Raw genomic sequence first — 19,481 nt, 5'->3', positions numbered from 1 at the left:
TATTGCACAAATCTTAAGAATGAAAAAAATTAACCTACTTTTCGTTTTTTTAATTTCACTAAACATGTGGAGTCAAAAAAACATAGAACCTACTCCTACTGAAATAAAAACTGCTAAAGAATTAAGAGAAAAATTTGACAAATCTGATGTTGCCATTTTAAAAAGCACAGAAACCGTTAATTTTGAAATAGCAAAAGATAAAAAGAACGTAGAAGTTAACTATGCTATTTCAGAAATATTATTAAATATTAATCATAGAGCTGATATTCAAAAATATGAATTTTATGATAGTCAGTCTTCCATTAATACTTTTTCATTAAAGTATAAAAATAAAAAACCAGCTAATATTTATCCTTTAGATGAATTTTACAAAAGCAACGATTTGTTTTACAATGACGCAAGAGTAAAATATTTTGACATTGATTTTCCAATTCAAGGTTACACCTATTTATATGATTTAGAGAAAAAAATTAAAGATGTAAAATACTTTACTTCCATCTATTTCAATGATGAATTTCCAGTTGTAGATAAAGAAATTGTGATTACTATTCCAAAATGGTTAAACCTTGAAATTAAAGAATTTAATTTTGATGGTTTTGATATAACAAAAACGGAAACTAAAAATACAGAAGCAGTAGTATACAAATACACTATTAAAAACATTCCTCCTATCGCAAAAGAAAAATTAACTCCTGGACCAAGTTATATTTACCCTCATATCTTGTTTATTGCCAAATCATTTACTAATAAAGAGGAAAAAATTACTTTATTTAATGAAACAGCCGATTTGTATAAATGGTACAAATCATTAGTAGATGATATGAAAGATGATCCTGCAATTTTTGAATCTAAAGTAAAAGAATTAACAAAAGGAGCTAAAACTGATGATGAAAAAATAAAAAATATCTATTATTGGGTACAAGATAATATTAGATATATTGCTTTTGAAGACGGAATTGCCGGTTTTAAACCAGATGATTCACAAAATGTATTCAATAAAAAATATGGAGATTGTAAAGGAATGGCAAACCTTACAAAACAAATGCTAAAAGTAGCAGGTTTTGATGCAAGATTATGTTGGATTGGCACAAAACACATTGCATATAATTATAGTATTCCTTCTTTATCGGTGGATAACCACATGATTTGTGTAGTTATAAAAGACGGTAAAAGATACTTTTTAGATGGAACTGAAAAATTCAATTCTTTTAAAGAATATGCAGATAGAATTCAAGGGAAAGAAGTTTTAATTGAAGATGGTGATAAGTATATAATTGATAAAATCCCTACACACGATGCTCTTTTCAATAAAGAAATTTACACTGTCAATTATACTCTTGAAAATGAAACCCTAAAAGGTAAAGTAAAAAAAGAATTTTTTGGAGAAAGTAGAGCTTCATTTCTTTATACTTACAACAACATTAAAAATGATAAGAAAGAAGAAGCTTTAAAATGGTATATTAATTCTGGAAACAAAAATTATAATGTAAGTAATATTATAACTTCAGATTTATCGAATAGAGATGACAATGTAAAAATTAGTTATGATCTTGCATTAGACAATCATGTTTCTTCATTTGATGATGAAATATACATTGATTTAGATTATGACAAAGAATATAATTATTTAGATTTTTCTGATAGAAAAGAGAATATATTATTTGGTTACAAAAGTTATGATGATGTTACTATAACATTAGAAATTCCTATAGGCTATTCGGTAAAAAAAATACCCGAAAATGTATCTATTAAAACCAACGATTATGAAATAGCTTTAAATTTTGAAGTTAAAAATAACACCATTATTTACCATAAAGTTTTCAATTTTAAAAATGGAATGATTAAAAAGAATGACTTTGAAACATCCAAGAAAAATTTTGAAAATATAAAGAAAATATATGCGGAACAAATTGTCTTAACCAAATAAAAATTAAATGAAACACCATTACCTACTACTCTTCTTTGTTTGTTTTTCAATTACAAATGCCCAAAATAAAGAAGAAATAAAAAACCTTTTTTGGAATAAAAATGACCCATTTGGCAATGTAATTACTGTGCCAGAAAAATACAAAAATGAATCGGCAGTAATAATTTATAAAAACGAAAATTACGATTTCCATAAATTTGGAAAAAGTGTAACTTATACTTCTTCTGTTAGAAAAAGAATAAAACTACAAGATCAAGCAGCTGTAACTGAATTTTCTGAGTTTTCATTTAAAGAACGTTTCTATAGTAATAAAGGATTTTCTTTTAAGAGAGGAACTATTACATTAGGAATTAAAATTATAAAACCAGACGGAAAAGAAATAGAAATTGATGTTGATAAAGAATCTGTTAAAGAAGACGAATCTAAGAAAGTGGCTATTTCAAATTTAGAAGTGGGTGATATTATAGATTTCTATTATCATTTTGTTGAACCATTTAAGTCTTTTACCGAATTTGGTTTTGAACCTGTAGAAACTACACTAGGTGAAAATTATCCCATTTTAGATTTAAAAATTACATTTGAAACAGAAAATGATTTCTTTGTAAACTTTAATTCTTACAATGATGCACCCGAATTAAAAAAAGTAGAAACTAAAAAAAGTAGCGAAAGAAAATATGAACTTTTAGCATCAGATGTTACAAAAAACGATTTTCCTAGATGGTTTTTACCACTAGTAGAATTACCTTGTTATAAATTCCAAGTATTTTTTGCACGTTCAGGAAAATTTGAACAAAGAGCTGATGCTTTTCTATCCAATAAAGAAAGTGAAATTAAAAAAACAGTTTCAAAAGAAGATATCTTAGATTACTACAATACAAAATTTTATCCAAGCGGAAATTTAAATGATGTAAATGATTTTTTAAAAGGAAAAACATTTAGTTCAGATGAAGAAAAAATTAAAGAAATCTATTACTTTGCACGTCATCAATTCTACACTAGATATATTGAAGCATACATTTTAAGCGAAACAAAAATAATGGCTTATCCGTATGAACTATATCAGTCTTATCCTGTTTTTTTCAATTCTGAAGAACAATTTATTAGATACTTCATGGCTTATTTGAAAAAAAATGATATTGAATATGATATTATTGTGGCTACAGGAAGAGAAAACGGACCTATAAAAGATATTTTAATCCAACAAAATGCAAGAGTTTTATTAAAAATAAATACTAAAGAGCCAATATACTTTGGAATTTTCACTCCATTTTCATTGCCAAATCAATTTGATAATTCTTTAGAAAACACAAATGCTTATGCTTTAAAAGTATCCAAAAACAAAAAAGTAACCGATATTGAAGAAATAAAATTACCAGCTTCAACAAATGAGGATAATATTTCTAAAGTAGCACTAAATGTGTCATTTGATATTGATTCTAATGCGCTAAAAATAAACAAAGAAACCTCTCTTTTTGGTTATAATAAAAGTTTTGAGCAATCTAATAAATTAAACTTTTATGACTATGTAACCGAAGATTACGAAAAATACAACACTACACCTCTATTAGACCTAGTACGAAATAAAAAAATGAAAGAAAAGTACAAAAAGGAGTATGATGCTTTATTGAAAAAAATGAAAGACAATCAAAATGAAAGTCTAAAAAAAGCAACAGAAGGTGAATATAATACAAAGATTGACAATTTTTCATTTGAAATAGTAAACACTGGTAGATATGGAGAAACAGAACCTTTGCATTACAAAGAAAATTTTACCATTAAAGATGATTTCATTAAAAAAGCAGGATCAAATTTCATTATAGAAATTGGAAAACTAATTGATTCTCAAGTTGAAATAAGTGAAAAAGAACATAAAAGAGAAAATAATATTTATACCGTTTTCCCAAGATCATTTCACTATAAAATTGAATTTTCAATTCCAGAAGGGTACTCGGTTACAGGTTTAGACAAGTTGAACAAAACTGTAGAAAATGAAACAGGAAGTTTTACAAGTAAAGCCATAATAAAAGACAATAAATTACAACTTGAAGCATTAAAAAAATACAATCATTCTTATGAACCCGTTGCAAACTGGCAAAAAATGATAGCCTTTTTGGATGCTGCTTATCAACTAACACAGGAAAAAATATTGCTTAAAAAAAATTAATCAAAACGGAGAAAAATTTTCTCCGTTTTTTTATTAAAAAAACACAATTATGGAAAATCATTTTAACCTATCAGATTATGAATTTGAACAAAAATTTATTAATTGTGAATTACAGCCTTCAGATTTTTCACATACAGCTCATTTAAGGTTGGCTTGGATTAATATTAAACAATATGGAATGAAACAAGCTGAGAAAAATATTCAAAACCAATTACAGAAATTTGTAGAATTTGTTGGAGCAAAAGATAAATACAATGTAACTTTAACTTTGGCTGCAATAAAAACTGTTCATCATTTTATGCAAAAATCGCGTACAAACAATTTTATAGACTTTATGGCAGAATTTCCTAGGCTCAAAAATAATTTCAAAGAATTAATGAGCTGTCATTATGGATTTGATATTTACAATTCAATCAAAGCTAAAACTGAATTTTTAGAACCCGATTTAATTCCATTTGACTAAAAAATGGAATAAATGTTGCTAATACAATTTGATAAATTAGTACTTACCTTTCACTTTTCCCTAAAAAGCATTCGATTTTTTTCTGGTTTTATCTCTTAAAATAATTTCAAATCTAAACAATGGTACTTAAGCAAACACATTGTTAGTAATTATAAAAAAACTACACTTAAAAATACCACCTTCTTTTTATGAAGTAAAAAATCCTTGAAAAAATTGCGCAGTTAAATAATTGCATATATATTTGCAGTCAAATAACTGCTAAATGAAATTAAGAAGAGATGTTTTTCAAGCAATAGCCGATCCAAGCCGAAGAATGATAATTTCATTACTTTCTGCTCAAGCTATGACACCAACTGCAATTGCAGAAAATTTTAACTCATCTAGACAAACTATCTCCAAACACATACAAATTCTCACTGAGTGTGAAATAGTTAAGCAAGAACAAAAAGGAAGAGAAATTTATTATAGATTAAACCCAAATGGAATGAAAGAAATAGCCGATTTTATTGAACCTTTTAGACAAATGTGGGATAATCGATTTGATAAATTGGAGAATTTAATGAAAAAACATCAATCAAAAAAATAGCTTATCATGAAACAGAAAACTAAAATAAATGCTTTAGATGGCAAACAAGAAATACATATAACAAGAGAATTCGAATTACCATTAGAATTACTTTTTAAAGCCTATGTTGAAGTAGAACTAGTGGAACAATGGATGGGAACAAAAGTACTAAAACTTGAAAGTAAAAAACATGGTACTTATCTATTTGAAACAAAAGATGAAAATGGGAATATAGTATTACGTTCCAATGGAGTAATTCATGATTTTATACACAATCAAAAAATAATAAGGACATTTGAAATGGAAAATACTGCCTTTCCTGTTCAATTAGAGTTTTTAGAATTTGAAAAAATGACAGAAAACACTAGTAAACTCAATATGCATGTTGTTTATAAATCAGTTGCAGATAGAGACGTCATTTTGAAATTACCTTTTGCGTTTGGTATTAATAGAGCTCATAACAAATTAGAAGAAATTGTAACTAAATTAAAATAATTACTTATGTCAAAAAGAAACAAAATTATTTACTGGATAGCAACGATTTGGCTTGCTCTTGGAATGATCTCTACCGGAATTGTTCAGTTAATTAAAATGGAAGAAGAAGTTGAAAACTTTACAAATTTGGGTTATCCTATTTACCTAATGACAATACTTGGAATATGGAAAATTTTAGGAGTTATAATCATACTTATTCCAAAATTTACAATACTAAAAGAATGGGCTTATGCTGGATTTTTCTTTGCAATGTCAGGTGCAATAATTTCTCACTTAGTTGTTGAAGATAAACTCTCTTCAATTTTTGGACCAACACTCCTTCTTATTCTTACAATAATATCTTGGTATTTAAGACCATTAGAAAGAAAAAATAATTCACTTAAACCATTAAAATATGAATCCTAAAGTTGTTGATCGATTTTTAGACAGATCCAAAAACTGGAAAGATGAGATGAAGTTATTAAGAAAAATCTGCCAAGATTGTTTACTAACCGAAGATTTCAAATGGATGCATCCTTGTTATACATTTCAAGGCAAGAATATTGTTTTAATTCATGGATTTAAGGATTACTGTGCACTTCTTATTTATAAAGGTGCTTTACTAAAAGACACTGAAAATATTTTAATTCAACAAACAGAAAATGTACAATCAGCTCGTCAAATTCGATTTACTAACTTACAAGAAATAATAAATTTAGAACAAACTATCAAAGCTTATATTTTTGAAGCTATTGAAGTAGAAAAAGCAAGTTTAGAAGTAAAAATGAAAACAACTGAAGAATATAATATGCCTGAAGAATTTAAAAAAGCCATAAAAGAAGATTCCAAACTTAAAAAAGCTTTTGAGACGCTTACACCTGGACGACAAAGGGGTTATTTATTATATTTCTCACAAGCCAAACAATCAAAAACACGTGAATCGAGAATAGAAAAATGCATTCCAAAAATTTTAGATGGAAAAGGATTAACTGATTAATATAACTAAAATATTTTTTTAATTTAGTTGAAAAACAATAGAATGGGAAAATTGAACGTAATAACGAACCCAAAAGTAGACGAAATCTTTACTAATTATCCGGATTTTGTTAAGGATAAAATGCAACAATTAAGAGAATTAGTAATAGAAACAACCGAAGAAATCGAAGGAATTTCCAATTTAGAAGAAACACTAAAATGGGGAGAACCAAGCTTTGTAACAAAAAACGGTAGTACTTTACGAATGGATTGGAAAGAAAAAACACCCAATCAATATGCTATGTATTTTCAATGCACAAGTAGATTAGTAGATACATTTAGATTAGTTTTTGGAAATAAATTTCAATATGAAGGAAACCGAGCAATCATTTTTCAAATAAATCAAAAAATTCCTAAAGAAGCATTAAAAGAATGCATTAAAGCTACCTTAAACTACCACAATGTCAAAAATTTAATAACATTGGGAATTTAAAATTACAATGATTATTATTCTAAACAAATTAAAATTATTTTTAAACATACATCCCTCTTTTTTAGCATTCAGAAAATTTAGTTTCTCTCTCAATGAAACTTAATATCTTAATGATTTACCCAAAAAACACATTTTTTAAATAAAAGAATTGTTTAACTTTGAGTAAACAAATGAAAAAATGAAAAAATACATCATCCTTTTAGTAAGCTTTTGCCTTGTTTCTTGTATCTCTGAGAAAAAAAAGGAAGAAGAAAATTCTGATTCTGAAGAAGAAATAATAATTCAAAAAGAAACTGAGCCAACTATTGGAGAAAGAATTAATGGTCCAGCTAATGTGAGAGATACGATTGATGGTGAAATTCTTTTCACGTTAAACGATAATGTATGGGTTGAAAGCACTCTAGAAGAAAATGATTGGAATATTATAGGTATTATGCCAACGAATCCTAAATCGGATTTTGTAAATAATCATTTAAAAAAAGGAGTCAAAATTTTAGTCAATGGAGAGGTTATTGGAGAAACCAAAAAAGAAGTAGAAGTGTCAATGGGTTTAATAGGTTACACTCATAAAGAAAACATAAAAACCAATACAGTTATAGAAAATGCTTTAATGAATCATTTCGAAAAGCAAAAAGCTAAGAGAAATCTAGAAGATTTTAAAAATTTTATAACCAACTTTAAATTGGAACAAGACGATCAATTTGAAGGAATGAACGTTTATTATAATTATGAAAGTTGGATTGATGACCCTTCTCCTATGATTAGAATTGGTCTAGTATTTAAAAATGAAAAACTGATTGCTATTTTACACTCAAGACCATTAACAATTGAAGGAACAAAAGACCATAAATTAGATTATGCTTTTGATTGTTTAACATTTACAGATACTGAAAATTCAGATGAAATTATAAAAACATTCAATCAATTTGTCAATTCAGTAGATTAAACTATTTTAAAAAAGGCAGTATCACATTAGCTCTGCTATTATAAAAAACAATGCGTTTTAAAAGAAATAAGAATGGTTTAAATTCTCTTTTCAATATTTAAGAAAACAATAAGTAATACACGTTTGCCACTAATTATGAAAAAAGCAATATTTACAATTTTCATATTAATTTCAAAATTATTATTTGGACAACAATATGACAGCTTAGAAATTGAGAAAAATAAGATTGATAAAAATAATACTATCTATTCTTTAGGAAAAGAGTTCGTTTTTAATATTGAAATCATTAAAGATAATAAAAATCTCAGTCTAAAAAAGAATGATATAAATACATTTGAGCTTACTGACAATATTGATTCTCTCAAAATTTCAGAAATCCATTTAACAGTAATTAAACCAAAGCTGTTTCAGCGAACTAACAGAAATCAAACAGAAGCCTATTATAGTTACGAACCTAATTCTAAATTTATATCATCTACAGGAATTGTGGAGAATAAAAATAACGTTTGGATACATCCAGCCAGAGATGGCTTCTTTAAATCACTAGAAACTTGTCCATTTCCATATTTAATATTAAATAAACCTATTGGTTATAAATGGACTGATAGTATGAAGATTGGAAACTATTGGTCAAATAAAATGTGGGGAGAATGGGAAGGACAACTATTATTAAAATATGAATATGAAATAGTTGGCAAAGAAATTGTTGATACAAAAATGGGAAAGATAGATTGTATCGTAATTGAAGCAATTGCAAATTCTAGCATCGGGAAATCAAAATTAAGAGCATACTTCTCCGATAAATATGGTTTTATAAAATTAAATTATATTTTATTCAATAGAATAGAAATTAAACTAAACCTTGAAAAAGTTATAAATGGACCAATATTCAGAAGCGAAAAAGATTTTTTAAAAAATAGATATAAATAATTGATAGTAACATCATATAAAACTTCTTACACTGAACCGTTGGTAAATATTTTAAAAAAGATTTCAATAAAAAATGAACCTTGGAAAAAAAATTAGACTTGAAAGAAAAAACAAAGGACTTTCACAGGAATTACTTGCTGAGAATTCTAGAGTTTCTTTGCGTACAATTCAAAGAATAGAAAACAATGCTTCTAAACCAAGACCTTATACTTTAAAACTCATTGCAAATGCCTTAAATATAGAAGTAACTGAATTAATTGAAGAACAAAATAGTGATTCCAAATCTCCAACAGGCACAGATTCTATTTCAAAAATCAATTTGATTAATTCTTCGGCATTATTAGGTTGTATAATTCCTGTTTTTAATATAATTGCACCCGTCATTTTTTGGAAACTTAACAAGCATAATTTAATAGTAAATGAAAAAGGAAAGAGAGTTATCAGTTTTCAAATCTTATGGTTTTTATTTTCAATATTAGTATTATTTGCTGTCCATTTAATTAACTATAAAATAACTGGAGAATTTGTAAAAGGTCGTTTACCAATTGTAGTTTTGATTTACGGTTTGCTTCTTTTTGTAAACGTATTCTTTATTATTAGAACTTCAAATCAATTAAAAAAAGGTCAAACTGAAATCTACCCTTTTACACCTAATCTTTTCTAAAAATAGCCAAATGACCTAAAAAAGACACAGAAATGTCGTTAAAAAAAGACTTTATAACGGGTAATTTTGCTCAAAATAAAATCTTTTAAAATGAAAAAAATAATCTTATTTAGCTTTACTGTTTTACTCACAGCATTAATTTCAATTATCTTATTTTCCTATTTAACAGGTAATCCCACTTATCCAAAATCTGTCATACAAACCAAACTATATTCAAAAATATTAGATGAAGAGAGAGAAATAATCATACATCTTCCAAGAGATTATGATAAAAACAAAAAATATATGGTTATGTATGTTCTAGATGGCAGTTCACAAGACAAACATATTGCTAATAAATTTGACATCTTAGCAACAACAGGTTATGTAGAAAATGCTATTGTCGTAGGGATTCCAAATGTAAGTGGAAAAGGTAGACAAAGAGATTATACACCTCCGTATATGAAAATGGATATTGATGAAAAAGATAGTCCACTAGGTGAAGGGGATAATTTTTTGACATTCATGGAGAAAGAGCTTTTTCCTTTCATTGAAAAAAATTATTCCGTTTCAGAAAACCGCACTATTGCTGGTAATTCACGAGGCGGACTTTTGGTAATGTATTCATTGCTTTTCAAACCTGACTTATTTCAGGGTAGATTTTGCTTTAGTCCAGCTATATGGAGAGACGATAATTTAATCGTAAAAAAAGCTTCTGAATTTCTCACTAAACAAGACAGTTTAAATTCTTTTTTATACATAAGTATGGGTGACCAAGAAAATAATAAAATGAAAAAAGGATTTAATGAAATAACAAAAACATTAAAGGAAAAAGCAGTTAAACAATTCATTTGGCATTCCGAGTACACAAAAAATGCCAATCATCAAAACAATGCAGAAATATCAGCTTCAGTTGGAATTAGAAAATGGACTGAATATCTGAAATTGAAAAATTAAAAACAATTTCAATTATTTATTTCTAAAAGTATTTTTGAAATAATTTTACTACCATTTATCAAACAACTTAGAATAAATTATATCCAAATAAACCATTAATTTAGAATCCCAATAAATAAACCGCAATCCTATTTCAATTTACAAATAATTCTATTTTTGTAAAAAAGAATATTAATGACAAGAAGAGAACAATTACTTTTCTGTGAAAAATGTACTCACAGAAAAATGGACATGAATCAAGGAATTTTGTGTGGATTAACTAATGAAAAAGCTACTTTTACTGATAGTTGTTCTGATTTTACAGAAGATATATCTATTCAAACCACAAATCAAGAAGAACGCATTATTTATCATTCAGACTTAAAAGGTAATTTTTCTGATAAGAATATAGAAAAATTTAAAGCAGAACAAAACTTTTCTCTTGGACTTATTTTATCTATTTTAACTGGAACTTTAGGAGCAATTTTATGGGCATTAATAACGGTTTCGACTAAATTCCAAATTGGTTATATGGCTATAGCCATTGGTGCTGCTGTTGGATTTACTATGCGTTATATTGGCAAAGGAATTGATCAAAAATTTGGAATTGCTGGAGCTATAATTGCAATTTTTAGTTGTGCGCTAGGCAATCTTTTAAGTATTATTGGTTTTATAGCTGAGAATGAAGGTCTTTCCTATTTTCAAACATTAATTTATATTGATTATTCTTATATACCAAGATTAATGAAAGAAGGTTTTAGAGTAATGGATTTGCTTTTTTATGGATTTGCGGCTTATGAAGGATATCGATTCGCATTCAGAGTATTTAAAAACGAAGATTTTGTAAATTAATTCAAATATATATAAACAGAAAATCCCGATATTTAATCGGGATTTTTGTTTTCATCAGCGTTTGTTTGTTTGTAATGAAAATTAATTTTAGAAATAACTAACTCTAAAAAAATGTATTTTTATATATTCTTAAAAGAATTTAAATCGTTTTGCTTGCCTTTTTATTTCCCATCTGACTTTGTCACTAGAACTATATTAACGTAAATTTTATTAATATATTTTATAAAATGTAATAAAAAATAAATTATTTATGAATTCTTAATTTATCTAAAATTAAAATTAAAAATATTCAATATTTAGTTAAAAAAATGTTCTTTTGTTAATAAAAACAAAGCCAATTCCATACCTTTTTAAAGAAATTCATTTTATGATAAAGTCTCTATAAAATATTTTTTTATTGGAATTTTATTAAGCTTAAAAAAATGACATTAAAAAGTTGCAAGAATTAACTTGCAACTTTTTAAAATTGTCTTGTTGCAATTTTCTCTATTTTATACTTGGCACTTGTACCATTTCATCTACATCTGCTAAATAATCTACTCCATCAAATCCAAAACCAAATAGATTTAGAAAATCTTGTTTATAACCAGCTAAATCACCTAATTCAACTAATGTTTCGGTTGTAGATTCTTCCCAAAGTTTAGCAATACGGTTTTGTACATCATCTCTCATTTCCCAATCATCAATACGAATTCTTCCTTTATCATCTGTTGGGACTGATTTTCCAGTATATAATCTATCTGCATATAAACGTTGTATTTGCTCAATACAGCCTTCATGAATGCCTTCTGCTTTCATGATTTTATACAACAATGAAATGTATAATGGAATTACGGGAATAGCAGAACTAGCTTGAGTAACTAAAGCTTTATTTACGGAAACATATCCTTTACCATTAATATCTTTTAACTTGTCAGTTATTTCAAAAGCAGTAGCTTCTAAATGATCTTTAGCTGCTCCTATTGTTCCTTTTCTATAAACAGCTTCAGTAACTTCAGGACCAATATATGAATAAGCAATAGTTGTTACTCCATCAGCTAAGACATTTGCTTCTTTTAAAGCATCAATCCACATAGACCAATCTTCACCACCCATTACTACTACTGTATTTGCAATATCTTCTTCATTTGCAGGCTCAATAGAAACTTCGCTTACCTTTCCTGTGTGAAAATCAACTGTTTTATTGGTAAACTTATCTCCTATTGGCTTTAATGTTGAACGATGCAAAACTCCAGTTTCTGGATGCATTCTTACAGGCGAAGCTAAACTATAAATAATTAAATCAATCTGACCTAAATCTGCTTTAATCATATCTATAGTTTCTTGCTTTACTTCTTTAGAAAAGGCATCACCATTAATACTTTTTGCATATAACCCCGCTTTACTTGCTTCTTTTTCAAAAGCAGCTGAATTGTACCATCCTGGTGAAGCTGTTTTTCCTTCAACTGGTGGTTTTTCAAAAAATACTCCTATAGTAGAAGCATTTGAGCCAAAAGCACTTGTTATTCTTGATGCTAAACCAAAACCTGTAGAAGCTCCTATAACTAAAACACGTTTAGGTCCATCTATTTCACCTTTTGATTTAATATATGCTATTTGATTTTTTACATTTTGTTCACATCCTACTGGGTGAGATGTTAAACAAATGAATCCTCTCATTCTAGGTTCTATTATCATCTTTATTTTATTTGTTGAATTTAATTTTTAACTTTTCAAAAATAGTCATTTTATCATAAACTCTTTTGGTATTAGTATTCATATTTTCAATAAACTGTGGGCTAAAGGCTAAGTTTTTTGATTTTAAATAATAATTAAATGCAATACTATAATTACCTTCTAATTCGCTAATTCGACCTAATTCACAATAAAAATTACAATAATCGACATTTTCTAATGTTTGAAACGCAAAATTGATATGTTCGTGTGCTTCTTTATATTTCCCTAAATCTACCAATAAATAAGTATAATTAAGATACGGAGCTTGATATTTTGGATCAAACTTCATAGCTAATTTATAATGATAAATTGCTCTATCATAATTACCTAATTTATTGTAATGAATCCAACCTAAATGGTTGTGTGCTTTACCAAAATCTGGACATTGTGCTAGAATATCTTCTAACATTTCCTTTGCATCGGAAACTTTACCTTCATTTATTAAAGTATCTGCTTTAATGAATAGGTTTTCATATAAACTCAAATTCTCCATGAAGTAAAAAAGTTTAATTTAATAATTCTTTTGCATGATTAATAGCAGAATCAGAAATGTTTTTCCCAGATAGCATTTCTGCAATTTCTGTAATTCGCTCTTCATCATTAAGTAATTTTAATTCGGAAAGTGTATCATTATTGACATTATATTTAAACACTTTATAATGTTGGTTTCCTTTAGCTGCAATTTGAGGCAAATGAGTAATTGCAAAAACTTGCATATTTTTACTCATTTCTTTCATGATTTCTCCCATTTTTATAGCAATTTCTCCCGAAACACCTGTGTCTATTTCATCAAAAATAATAGATGGTAATTTAGAATAATTTGCTAAAACTGCTTTTACTGCTAACATTATTCTTGACATCTCTCCTCCTGAAGCCATTTTTTTTATCGCTCCAATTTCCATTCCTTTATTAGCAGAAAACAATAGATTAATATTGTCTTTACCAAATTTTGTGAAATTTTCCGTTTGTTGAATATCAAAAACTATTTTTGCATCTACCATTCCTAGTTGAGACAAAATACTTTCTATTTGTTGAGACAGAACTGGAATCGCTTCTAATCTAGCATTAGTAATTAAAGTAGCAACTTGATTTACTTTTTCAATTATTTCGTCTTGTTCTTGTTGTTTTTTAATTATTTCTGCATCTAAGTCATCAAAACGAAGCAATTTACCGTCTAAATCATTTTGGATAATCAATAATTCTTCAACAGAATTCACCTGATGCTTTTTTTGCAAAGTATAAATAGTCTGTAGTTTGTTTGAAACAAATTCTAATCGTTCTGGGTCGTTAATTATTTTTTCAGCATTAGAAAAACATTCATTAATAATGTCTTGTAATTCAATTGAAACGCTCGTAATACGCTCATGAAAATCTGTATAATCTTTGGAAAATCCAGCTATCTTTTGTAAAGACTGTTTTATTTCATTCAAAGTAACTAATGTTCCCAGTTGTTCTTCATTAGCTACACTTAAAACTTTGTCTAAACTTTCTTTAATAAACTCTACATTACTTAATTGGTCTAACTCCGTTTCTAATTCTAGCTGTTCTCCTTCTTTCAATTTAGCAGCAAATAATTCTTCTAATAAAAAGTTATTATATTCTTGCTCTTTAGAAAGCGATTCTTTTTCAGCGATTAGCTTAGTTAGCTCTTTTTTAGATTTATTTAATACATCTAAACCTTTTCTATAACTCGCAATTCGTTTTTCGTTTTTAGCGACAGCATCTACAATTTTAAATTGATAATCTTCATTTAACAACTCTCTAGTTTCATGTTGCGAATGTATATCAATTAGAAAAACACCTAATTGTTGCAGTTCACTTAAATTAACTGGACTATCATTAACAAAAGCTCTCGATTTTCCAGATGGCAGAATTTCTCTTCTAATAATTGTTTGCTTTTCATAATCCAAATCGTTTTCAGAAAAGAAATCTTCAAGACTATAATTTGCTAAAGAAAAATTAGCTTCTATAACACATTTCTGATTTTTATCTTTTAAGACCGTTAAATCGGCTCTATTTCCTAAGACAAGCCCAAGTGCACCTAATAAAATAGATTTACCTGCTCCAGTTTCACCAGTAATAATAGAAAACTGATTAGAAAAATCTATTTCTAATGATTCTATTAATGCGTAATTTTTTATCGAAAGTGATAAAAGCATAATGTGTTTGCTATAAAAAGTTTAAGAAATTATCTTATTTTATTCCACTTCATAGAATTTAAGGGAGAAATTCTATTTAAGTTTTCTAATAAATTTGCATTATTTGTTTGTGGTCCACCCGAAAAGATTTGAACTATTTCATCGGTCTTCGCGTCAAAAAAAGTTCTTGTCAATAATGCATTTGGTCTTGATTTTTGAATTTGAGCAAGTGTTTCTATTGAACTTGAAACACCTTCTTTCCCTTTCTTAAGATCATCAGCCATTAAATCTAAACCATTTAAATGATATTGATTTAATGATTTTCTATAAGGAGCATAAGTATTTGATAATAAATCAGAAATTAAAAAATAACGATTATTGTTATTTCCTTCCGATTGTGACCATCCTTTATAACCACTAGATTGAGAAATATTCATTATGTTTGACGCAATCTCTAAATATTTTGTTCCTCCTAAATCGCTATAAGTATCCATATCAATTCCTATAATAATATTAGCATAAAAAGCTAAAACGGAAATTAGATTAGAATTAAAAGTGTTTTGATCATATATTAACTGCTCAAATTCGATAAATCGAAAAGCAAAATCTTTATCATTTAAATTTAAAATAGGTGAACTATAAGTAGAATTAAAAACAATTCTTGAAGATTGAATTTGTAGAGTAGCAACTATATTATTGGAATTAAATTCAGATACATTAATAAAAAAATTACATGCTATTTTTTCGTTTAATTTGTATTCTCTATTTGTCCATTTTGTGTTATTTAAGAATTCAGTAATTTGCTTTTCTAAATTTTTAAATATTTGTGGGTTAACATCCGTCATTCTATCAGCATTAACTGATACTGTTGCATTTAACTCTTGCGCACTATTCATTTGAAATGAAAATACGATAATAAATATAGTTAACCAGTTACGCATCATAATGTTGAATAATTTTATTAATAATATCTTGAGCTACTTCTTCTTTACTTTTTAAATCCATAGATTCAATACTAAAGTTCCTATCTATAAAAGTTACTTTATTAGTATCATGACCAAAACCAGCACCTTTATCATTTAATGAATTTAAAACTATCAAATCTAAGTTTTTTTTCTGAATTTTCAATTTTGCATGTTCAATTTCATTCTCTGTTTCTAATGCAAAACCTATCAAGAACTGATTTTTCTTCACTTTTCCTAAAGAAGCTAAAATATCTTTCGTTTTTTCTAGTTCAATTATAAACGTAGTATCATCTTTCTTTATTTTCTGTTGTGCTACATTTTTTGGTCTATAATCAGCAACAGCTGCAGCTGCAATAGCTACATCAACATTCTCGAAGTAAGAAAAACAGGCTTCATACATATCTTGAGCTGATTTTACACGAACTAAAGTAATTAAAGAATGATTAACATTAAGATGAGTTGGTCCAGTAACTAAAACAACTTGTGCTCCACTCTGTGCGGCTTTTTTAGCAATGTCAAATCCCATTTTACCTGAAGAATGATTCCCTATAAAACGTACAGGATCAATAGCTTCATAAGTTGGTCCAGCGGTAATTAAGATTTTCTTTCCTACTAATGGCAATTTAGAAGTTATATCTTTTTCTATATAATCGATAATATTTTCTGGTTCAGCCATTCTACCTTCACCAGAAAGTCCACTTGCTAATTCTCCACTTTCAGCAGGAATTATAGTATTACCAAATTGTTTCAATTTGTGAAAACTATCTAATGTAGAAGGATGTTTATACATATCTAAATCCATTGCTGGTGCAAAATAAACTGGGCATTTAGAGGATAGATATGTAGCAATTAATAAATTATCGCAGTTGCCATTGGCCATTTTGGAAAGCGTATTGGCAGTTGCTGGAGCAATAATCATATAATCAGCCCAAAGAGCTAATTCTACATGATTATTCCAAACACCGTTTTCTTGATTTTCGTCGAAGAAAGAAGAATAAACAGGATTTTTTGAAAGTGTAGATAGTGTTAAAGGAGTAACAAAATCTTTAGAAGCAGGTGTCATTACTACTTGTACTTGAGCACCTGCTTTTATAAAAAGTCTAACTAAATGCGCTGTTTTATAAGCGGCAATTCCACCAGAAACACCTAGTAAGATTTTTTTACCACTTAATACAGACATATTCATGTATTATTTTGCTTCTCTATGATAAATTTTTTCCTCTAACCATTCTTGTACTGCTAAAGCATGTGGTTTAGGTAATTTTTCATAAAATTTTGAAACCTCAATTTGTTCTTTATTTTCGAAGATTTCTTCTAAGCTGTCATTATAAGTTGCAAACTCTTCTAATTTTTCAATTAATTCCTTTTTAATTTCAGAATTAATTTGACCAGCTCTTTTAGCCATAATTGTAATGGCCTCATATATATTACCTGTTGGCTCTTCAATTACACTTTTATTATAGGTAATTGTATTTACTGGAGCAGTCGTCTTTTTTAAATCCATGATTTAATTTATTTAGAAAATTGTTGTAATTCTTTATCAATTGTAGCTAACATTTGGTCAGCTTTGCTTTTAAACTCTGAATCTGGCTTAAATTTTGTAAAACTATTATAAGTTGTTTTTGCAAAATTTAAACGATCTTCTTTTTTATATTGAACACTATTCATTGCTAGTTTATAAGCAGTACTAAACTTTAAGAATAAAGCTTCTTCTTTAAATGGTGTTCCAGGATAATCTGAAATAAAATTATCTAACGCCGTTAATGCTGCATTATATTCTAATCTATGATCTGAAATAGTGTAATATTGCTTAGCAATTTCAAATGCTTTTTTCTCTAACTTCTCTCTTAGCTCTTTCACATATTCATTTGCTTTCGGCAAATATTCAGAATCTGGATAAGTATCTATAAAACTTTGCAATTTAGTTAAGGCCTTTTCAGTATCGGTTTGATCTAAACTATATCTAGGAGACAATCTGTAAAAACATTCAGCCGATAAAAAAGCAGCCTCTTCTCTTTTTTCACTCTTAGGATAATTTGAAGCAAAACTTTCAAATTGATAACCTGCTAAATAATATTGTTTTGTATTATAATATGATTTAGAAAACATATAAAACAATCTTTCTGCATTAGGCTTTCCTCTATAAGCAGGAACGATTTGTTCATAAACTCTTATTGCTTTTGCATACTTCCCTTTATCATACATTTCATTAGCTACTTTATTTTTAAATGCTAAATCTTCACTTTTTAAAGCTTTTTGATATTCACTACACGATGAAAGTGAAATTATAATAAGGAGAACACTAATAATTTTATTCATTGATTTGTTTTTTTACTCTTTTAAATTCATACTTTTAGGCATCTAAAAAAGCAACTGCAAATTTAGACATTATTTATATACTATGGAAATCTTTTTTAGCTATTTTTTAATATAAAATTGTGCAATCTTTCTGCTAAATTATTATCTACATTCACTAAAGGTAATCGAACTATATTTTCTATTAACCCTAGAATTTTAAATACTTCTTTTATTCCCGCAGGATTACCCTGTTCAAAAATCATATCTATAGAATCAGCTAACTGATAATGTAACTGATAAGCTTCTTTTATATTTCCTTCTACACCTAATCGAACCATTTGAGAAAACTCTTTTGGAAATCCTTGACCAATAACAGAAATAACTCCTGAACCACCTGCTAAAACTATTGGTAAAGTTATCATATCATCACCTGATATTACTAAAAAATCTTCTGGTTTATTTTGGATTAATCGCATAGCTTGAACAATATCTCCTGCTGCTTCTTTTATGGCGATTATATTTTCAAAATCATTTGCTAATCGTATAACTGTTGCTGGCAACACATTGCTTGCAGTTCTTCCTGGTACATTATATAAGATAACTGGAATAGGTGATGCTTCAGCAATTGCCTTAAAATGCTGATAAATACCTTCTTGTGTTGGTCTATTATAGTAAGGAGAAACCGAAAGAATGGCATCAAATTTTGAAAAATCTCTAGTTTTTAATTCTTCAACAACCTTTCTTGTATTATTTCCGCCTACACCTAACACTAATGGCAATCTATTTGCATTTGCTTCAATTATAGTATCTATTACTAACTCTTTCTCTTCCTGAGTTAAGGTAGCAGTTTCAGCTGTAGTTCCTAGCACAACTAAATATTCTACTCCTCCTTCAATTACATAATTTACTACTCTTTTTAAACCATCAACATCAACAGAGAAATCTTTTTTAAATGGAGTAACTAGTGCAACACCAGTACCAACAAATTTTTTCATT

At 27.6% G+C, this 19,481-nt stretch carries 21 protein-coding genes; 13 read left to right on the top strand and 8 right to left on the bottom strand.

From position 1 onward, the window contains the following. Positions 1-19 precede the first annotated feature (19 nt). From ACULEV_RS04350 to ACULEV_RS04290, 13 genes are all read left to right on the top strand, one after another. Positions 20-1,927: a transglutaminase-like domain-containing protein gene (locus ACULEV_RS04350; RefSeq protein WP_445457445.1), complete on the top strand. Its 1,908-nt coding sequence runs from the start codon at positions 20-22 to the stop codon at positions 1,925-1,927. 7 nt (positions 1,928-1,934) lie between these two features. Further along, a complete protein-coding gene (locus tag ACULEV_RS04345) occupies positions 1,935-4,091 on the top strand; it encodes a hypothetical protein (protein ID WP_445457444.1) in 2,157 nt (718 codons plus the stop codon). A 49-nt stretch (positions 4,092-4,140) separates the two neighbouring features. Then, positions 4,141-4,554 (top strand): hypothetical protein, encoded by a 414-nt coding sequence (locus tag ACULEV_RS04340; protein ID WP_445457443.1) that lies wholly within the window; start codon positions 4,141-4,143, stop codon positions 4,552-4,554. Positions 4,555-4,816: 262 nt separating this feature from the next. Then, positions 4,817-5,140, top strand: coding sequence for an ArsR/SmtB family transcription factor (locus ACULEV_RS04335; protein WP_445457442.1), 324 nt, complete (start codon positions 4,817-4,819; stop codon positions 5,138-5,140). A gap of 6 nt (positions 5,141-5,146) precedes the next feature. Next, positions 5,147-5,614 carry an SRPBCC family protein gene (locus ACULEV_RS04330; protein WP_445457441.1) on the top strand — a complete coding sequence of 156 codons (468 nt, stop codon included), beginning with the start codon at positions 5,147-5,149 and terminating at the stop codon, positions 5,612-5,614. Between the two features lie 6 nt (positions 5,615-5,620). Next, a complete protein-coding gene (locus ACULEV_RS04325; protein WP_445457440.1) occupies positions 5,621-6,019 on the top strand; it encodes a DoxX family protein in 399 nt (132 codons plus the stop codon). Then, positions 6,009-6,590: a YdeI/OmpD-associated family protein gene (locus ACULEV_RS04320; protein WP_445457439.1), complete on the top strand. Its 582-nt coding sequence runs from the start codon at positions 6,009-6,011 to the stop codon at positions 6,588-6,590. The genes ACULEV_RS04325 and ACULEV_RS04320 overlap by 11 nt, the downstream gene beginning before the upstream one ends. Before the next feature lie 42 nt (positions 6,591-6,632). Next, positions 6,633-7,061, top strand: a complete 429-nt coding sequence (locus ACULEV_RS04315) for a DUF1801 domain-containing protein (protein ID WP_445457438.1) — start codon at positions 6,633-6,635, stop codon at positions 7,059-7,061. A 178-nt stretch (positions 7,062-7,239) separates the two neighbouring features. After that, entirely contained in the window at positions 7,240-8,007 is a 768-nt protein-coding gene (locus ACULEV_RS04310; protein WP_445457437.1) for a hypothetical protein, read from the top strand. Positions 8,008-8,142: 135 nt separating this feature from the next. Further along, positions 8,143-8,937: a hypothetical protein gene (locus tag ACULEV_RS04305; RefSeq protein WP_445457436.1), complete on the top strand. Its 795-nt coding sequence runs from the start codon at positions 8,143-8,145 to the stop codon at positions 8,935-8,937. 73 nt (positions 8,938-9,010) lie between these two features. Then, positions 9,011-9,601 carry a helix-turn-helix domain-containing protein gene (locus ACULEV_RS04300; RefSeq protein WP_445457435.1) on the top strand — a complete coding sequence of 197 codons (591 nt, stop codon included), beginning with the start codon at positions 9,011-9,013 and terminating at the stop codon, positions 9,599-9,601. Between the two features lie 90 nt (positions 9,602-9,691). Next, positions 9,692-10,537 (top strand): alpha/beta hydrolase, encoded by an 846-nt coding sequence (locus ACULEV_RS04295; RefSeq protein WP_445457434.1) that lies wholly within the window; start codon positions 9,692-9,694, stop codon positions 10,535-10,537. Between the two features lie 174 nt (positions 10,538-10,711). Continuing rightward, positions 10,712-11,368, top strand: a complete 657-nt coding sequence (locus ACULEV_RS04290; protein WP_445457433.1) for a hypothetical protein — start codon at positions 10,712-10,714, stop codon at positions 11,366-11,368. A 486-nt stretch (positions 11,369-11,854) separates the two neighbouring features. Here the strand turns inward: ACULEV_RS04290 and fabV are convergent, their stop codons facing one another. The 8 genes from fabV to dapA form a co-directional block, all read right to left on the bottom strand. Continuing rightward, on the bottom strand, positions 11,855-13,045 hold the full coding sequence (gene fabV, locus ACULEV_RS04285; protein WP_445457432.1) for an enoyl-ACP reductase FabV: 1,191 nt from the start codon (positions 13,043-13,045) through the stop codon (positions 11,855-11,857). Between the two features lie 7 nt (positions 13,046-13,052). Next, positions 13,053-13,577 carry a tetratricopeptide repeat protein gene (locus ACULEV_RS04280; RefSeq protein ID WP_445457431.1) on the bottom strand — a complete coding sequence of 175 codons (525 nt, stop codon included), beginning with the start codon at positions 13,575-13,577 and terminating at the stop codon, positions 13,053-13,055. A gap of 13 nt (positions 13,578-13,590) precedes the next feature. Beyond that, positions 13,591-15,243 carry a DNA repair protein RecN gene (gene recN / locus ACULEV_RS04275; protein ID WP_445457430.1) on the bottom strand — a complete coding sequence of 551 codons (1,653 nt, stop codon included), beginning with the start codon at positions 15,241-15,243 and terminating at the stop codon, positions 13,591-13,593. A gap of 29 nt (positions 15,244-15,272) precedes the next feature. Continuing rightward, positions 15,273-16,166 (bottom strand): type IX secretion system protein PorD, encoded by an 894-nt coding sequence (gene porD, locus ACULEV_RS04270; protein ID WP_445457429.1) that lies wholly within the window; start codon positions 16,164-16,166, stop codon positions 15,273-15,275. Next, the gene (coaBC, locus tag ACULEV_RS04265) at positions 16,156-17,367 is read right to left on the bottom strand and encodes a bifunctional phosphopantothenoylcysteine decarboxylase/phosphopantothenate--cysteine ligase CoaBC (protein WP_445457428.1); all 1,212 of its coding nucleotides are present in this window, start codon (positions 17,365-17,367) and stop codon (positions 16,156-16,158) included. Before coaBC ends, porD begins: the two co-directional genes overlap by 11 nt. A gap of 9 nt (positions 17,368-17,376) precedes the next feature. Beyond that, entirely contained in the window at positions 17,377-17,691 is a 315-nt protein-coding gene (locus ACULEV_RS04260; protein WP_140959839.1) for a DNA-directed RNA polymerase subunit omega, read from the bottom strand. 8 nt (positions 17,692-17,699) lie between these two features. Then, positions 17,700-18,506 carry an outer membrane protein assembly factor BamD gene (locus ACULEV_RS04255; protein ID WP_445457427.1) on the bottom strand — a complete coding sequence of 269 codons (807 nt, stop codon included), beginning with the start codon at positions 18,504-18,506 and terminating at the stop codon, positions 17,700-17,702. Positions 18,507-18,601: 95 nt separating this feature from the next. Then, on the bottom strand, positions 18,602-19,480 hold the full coding sequence (gene dapA / locus ACULEV_RS04250) for a 4-hydroxy-tetrahydrodipicolinate synthase (RefSeq protein WP_445457426.1): 879 nt from the start codon (positions 19,478-19,480) through the stop codon (positions 18,602-18,604). Between the last annotated feature and the right edge of the window lies 1 nt (position 19,481).

It is taken from the genome of Flavobacterium sp. HNIBRBA15423, assembly GCF_052655965.1.
Note: the sequence above shows the minus strand (reverse complement) of the source record. Positions and strands in the feature narration are given on the sequence as shown.

Excerpts from the sequence above, each read along its gene's own strand:
- ACULEV_RS04350 (WP_445457445.1), top strand. The coding sequence starts at position 20 with ATGAAAAAAATTAACCTACTTTTCGTTTTTTTAATTTCACTAAACATG.
- ACULEV_RS04345 (WP_445457444.1), top strand. The coding sequence starts at position 1,935 with ATGAAACACCATTACCTACTACTCTTCTTTGTTTGTTTTTCAATTACA.
- ACULEV_RS04340 (WP_445457443.1), top strand. The coding sequence starts at position 4,141 with ATGGAAAATCATTTTAACCTATCAGATTATGAATTTGAACAAAAATTT.
- ACULEV_RS04335 (WP_445457442.1), top strand. The coding sequence starts at position 4,817 with ATGAAATTAAGAAGAGATGTTTTTCAAGCAATAGCCGATCCAAGCCGA.
- ACULEV_RS04330 (WP_445457441.1), top strand. The coding sequence starts at position 5,147 with ATGAAACAGAAAACTAAAATAAATGCTTTAGATGGCAAACAAGAAATA.
- ACULEV_RS04325 (WP_445457440.1), top strand. The coding sequence starts at position 5,621 with ATGTCAAAAAGAAACAAAATTATTTACTGGATAGCAACGATTTGGCTT.
- ACULEV_RS04320 (WP_445457439.1), top strand. The coding sequence starts at position 6,009 with ATGAATCCTAAAGTTGTTGATCGATTTTTAGACAGATCCAAAAACTGG.
- ACULEV_RS04315 (WP_445457438.1), top strand. The coding sequence starts at position 6,633 with ATGGGAAAATTGAACGTAATAACGAACCCAAAAGTAGACGAAATCTTT.
- ACULEV_RS04310 (WP_445457437.1), top strand. The coding sequence starts at position 7,240 with ATGAAAAAATACATCATCCTTTTAGTAAGCTTTTGCCTTGTTTCTTGT.
- ACULEV_RS04305 (WP_445457436.1), top strand. The coding sequence starts at position 8,143 with ATGAAAAAAGCAATATTTACAATTTTCATATTAATTTCAAAATTATTA.
- ACULEV_RS04300 (WP_445457435.1), top strand. The coding sequence starts at position 9,011 with ATGAACCTTGGAAAAAAAATTAGACTTGAAAGAAAAAACAAAGGACTT.
- ACULEV_RS04295 (WP_445457434.1), top strand. The coding sequence starts at position 9,692 with ATGAAAAAAATAATCTTATTTAGCTTTACTGTTTTACTCACAGCATTA.
- ACULEV_RS04290 (WP_445457433.1), top strand. The coding sequence starts at position 10,712 with ATGACAAGAAGAGAACAATTACTTTTCTGTGAAAAATGTACTCACAGA.
- fabV (WP_445457432.1), bottom strand. The coding sequence starts at position 13,045 with ATGATAATAGAACCTAGAATGAGAGGATTCATTTGTTTAACATCTCAC.
- ACULEV_RS04280 (WP_445457431.1), bottom strand. The coding sequence starts at position 13,577 with ATGGAGAATTTGAGTTTATATGAAAACCTATTCATTAAAGCAGATACT.
- recN (WP_445457430.1), bottom strand. The coding sequence starts at position 15,243 with ATGCTTTTATCACTTTCGATAAAAAATTACGCATTAATAGAATCATTA.
- porD (WP_445457429.1), bottom strand. The coding sequence starts at position 16,166 with ATGATGCGTAACTGGTTAACTATATTTATTATCGTATTTTCATTTCAA.
- coaBC (WP_445457428.1), bottom strand. The coding sequence starts at position 17,367 with ATGTCTGTATTAAGTGGTAAAAAAATCTTACTAGGTGTTTCTGGTGGA.
- ACULEV_RS04260 (WP_140959839.1), bottom strand. The coding sequence starts at position 17,691 with ATGGATTTAAAAAAGACGACTGCTCCAGTAAATACAATTACCTATAAT.
- ACULEV_RS04255 (WP_445457427.1), bottom strand. The coding sequence starts at position 18,506 with ATGAATAAAATTATTAGTGTTCTCCTTATTATAATTTCACTTTCATCG.
- dapA (WP_445457426.1), bottom strand. The coding sequence starts at position 19,480 with ATGAAAAAATTTGTTGGTACTGGTGTTGCACTAGTTACTCCATTTAAA.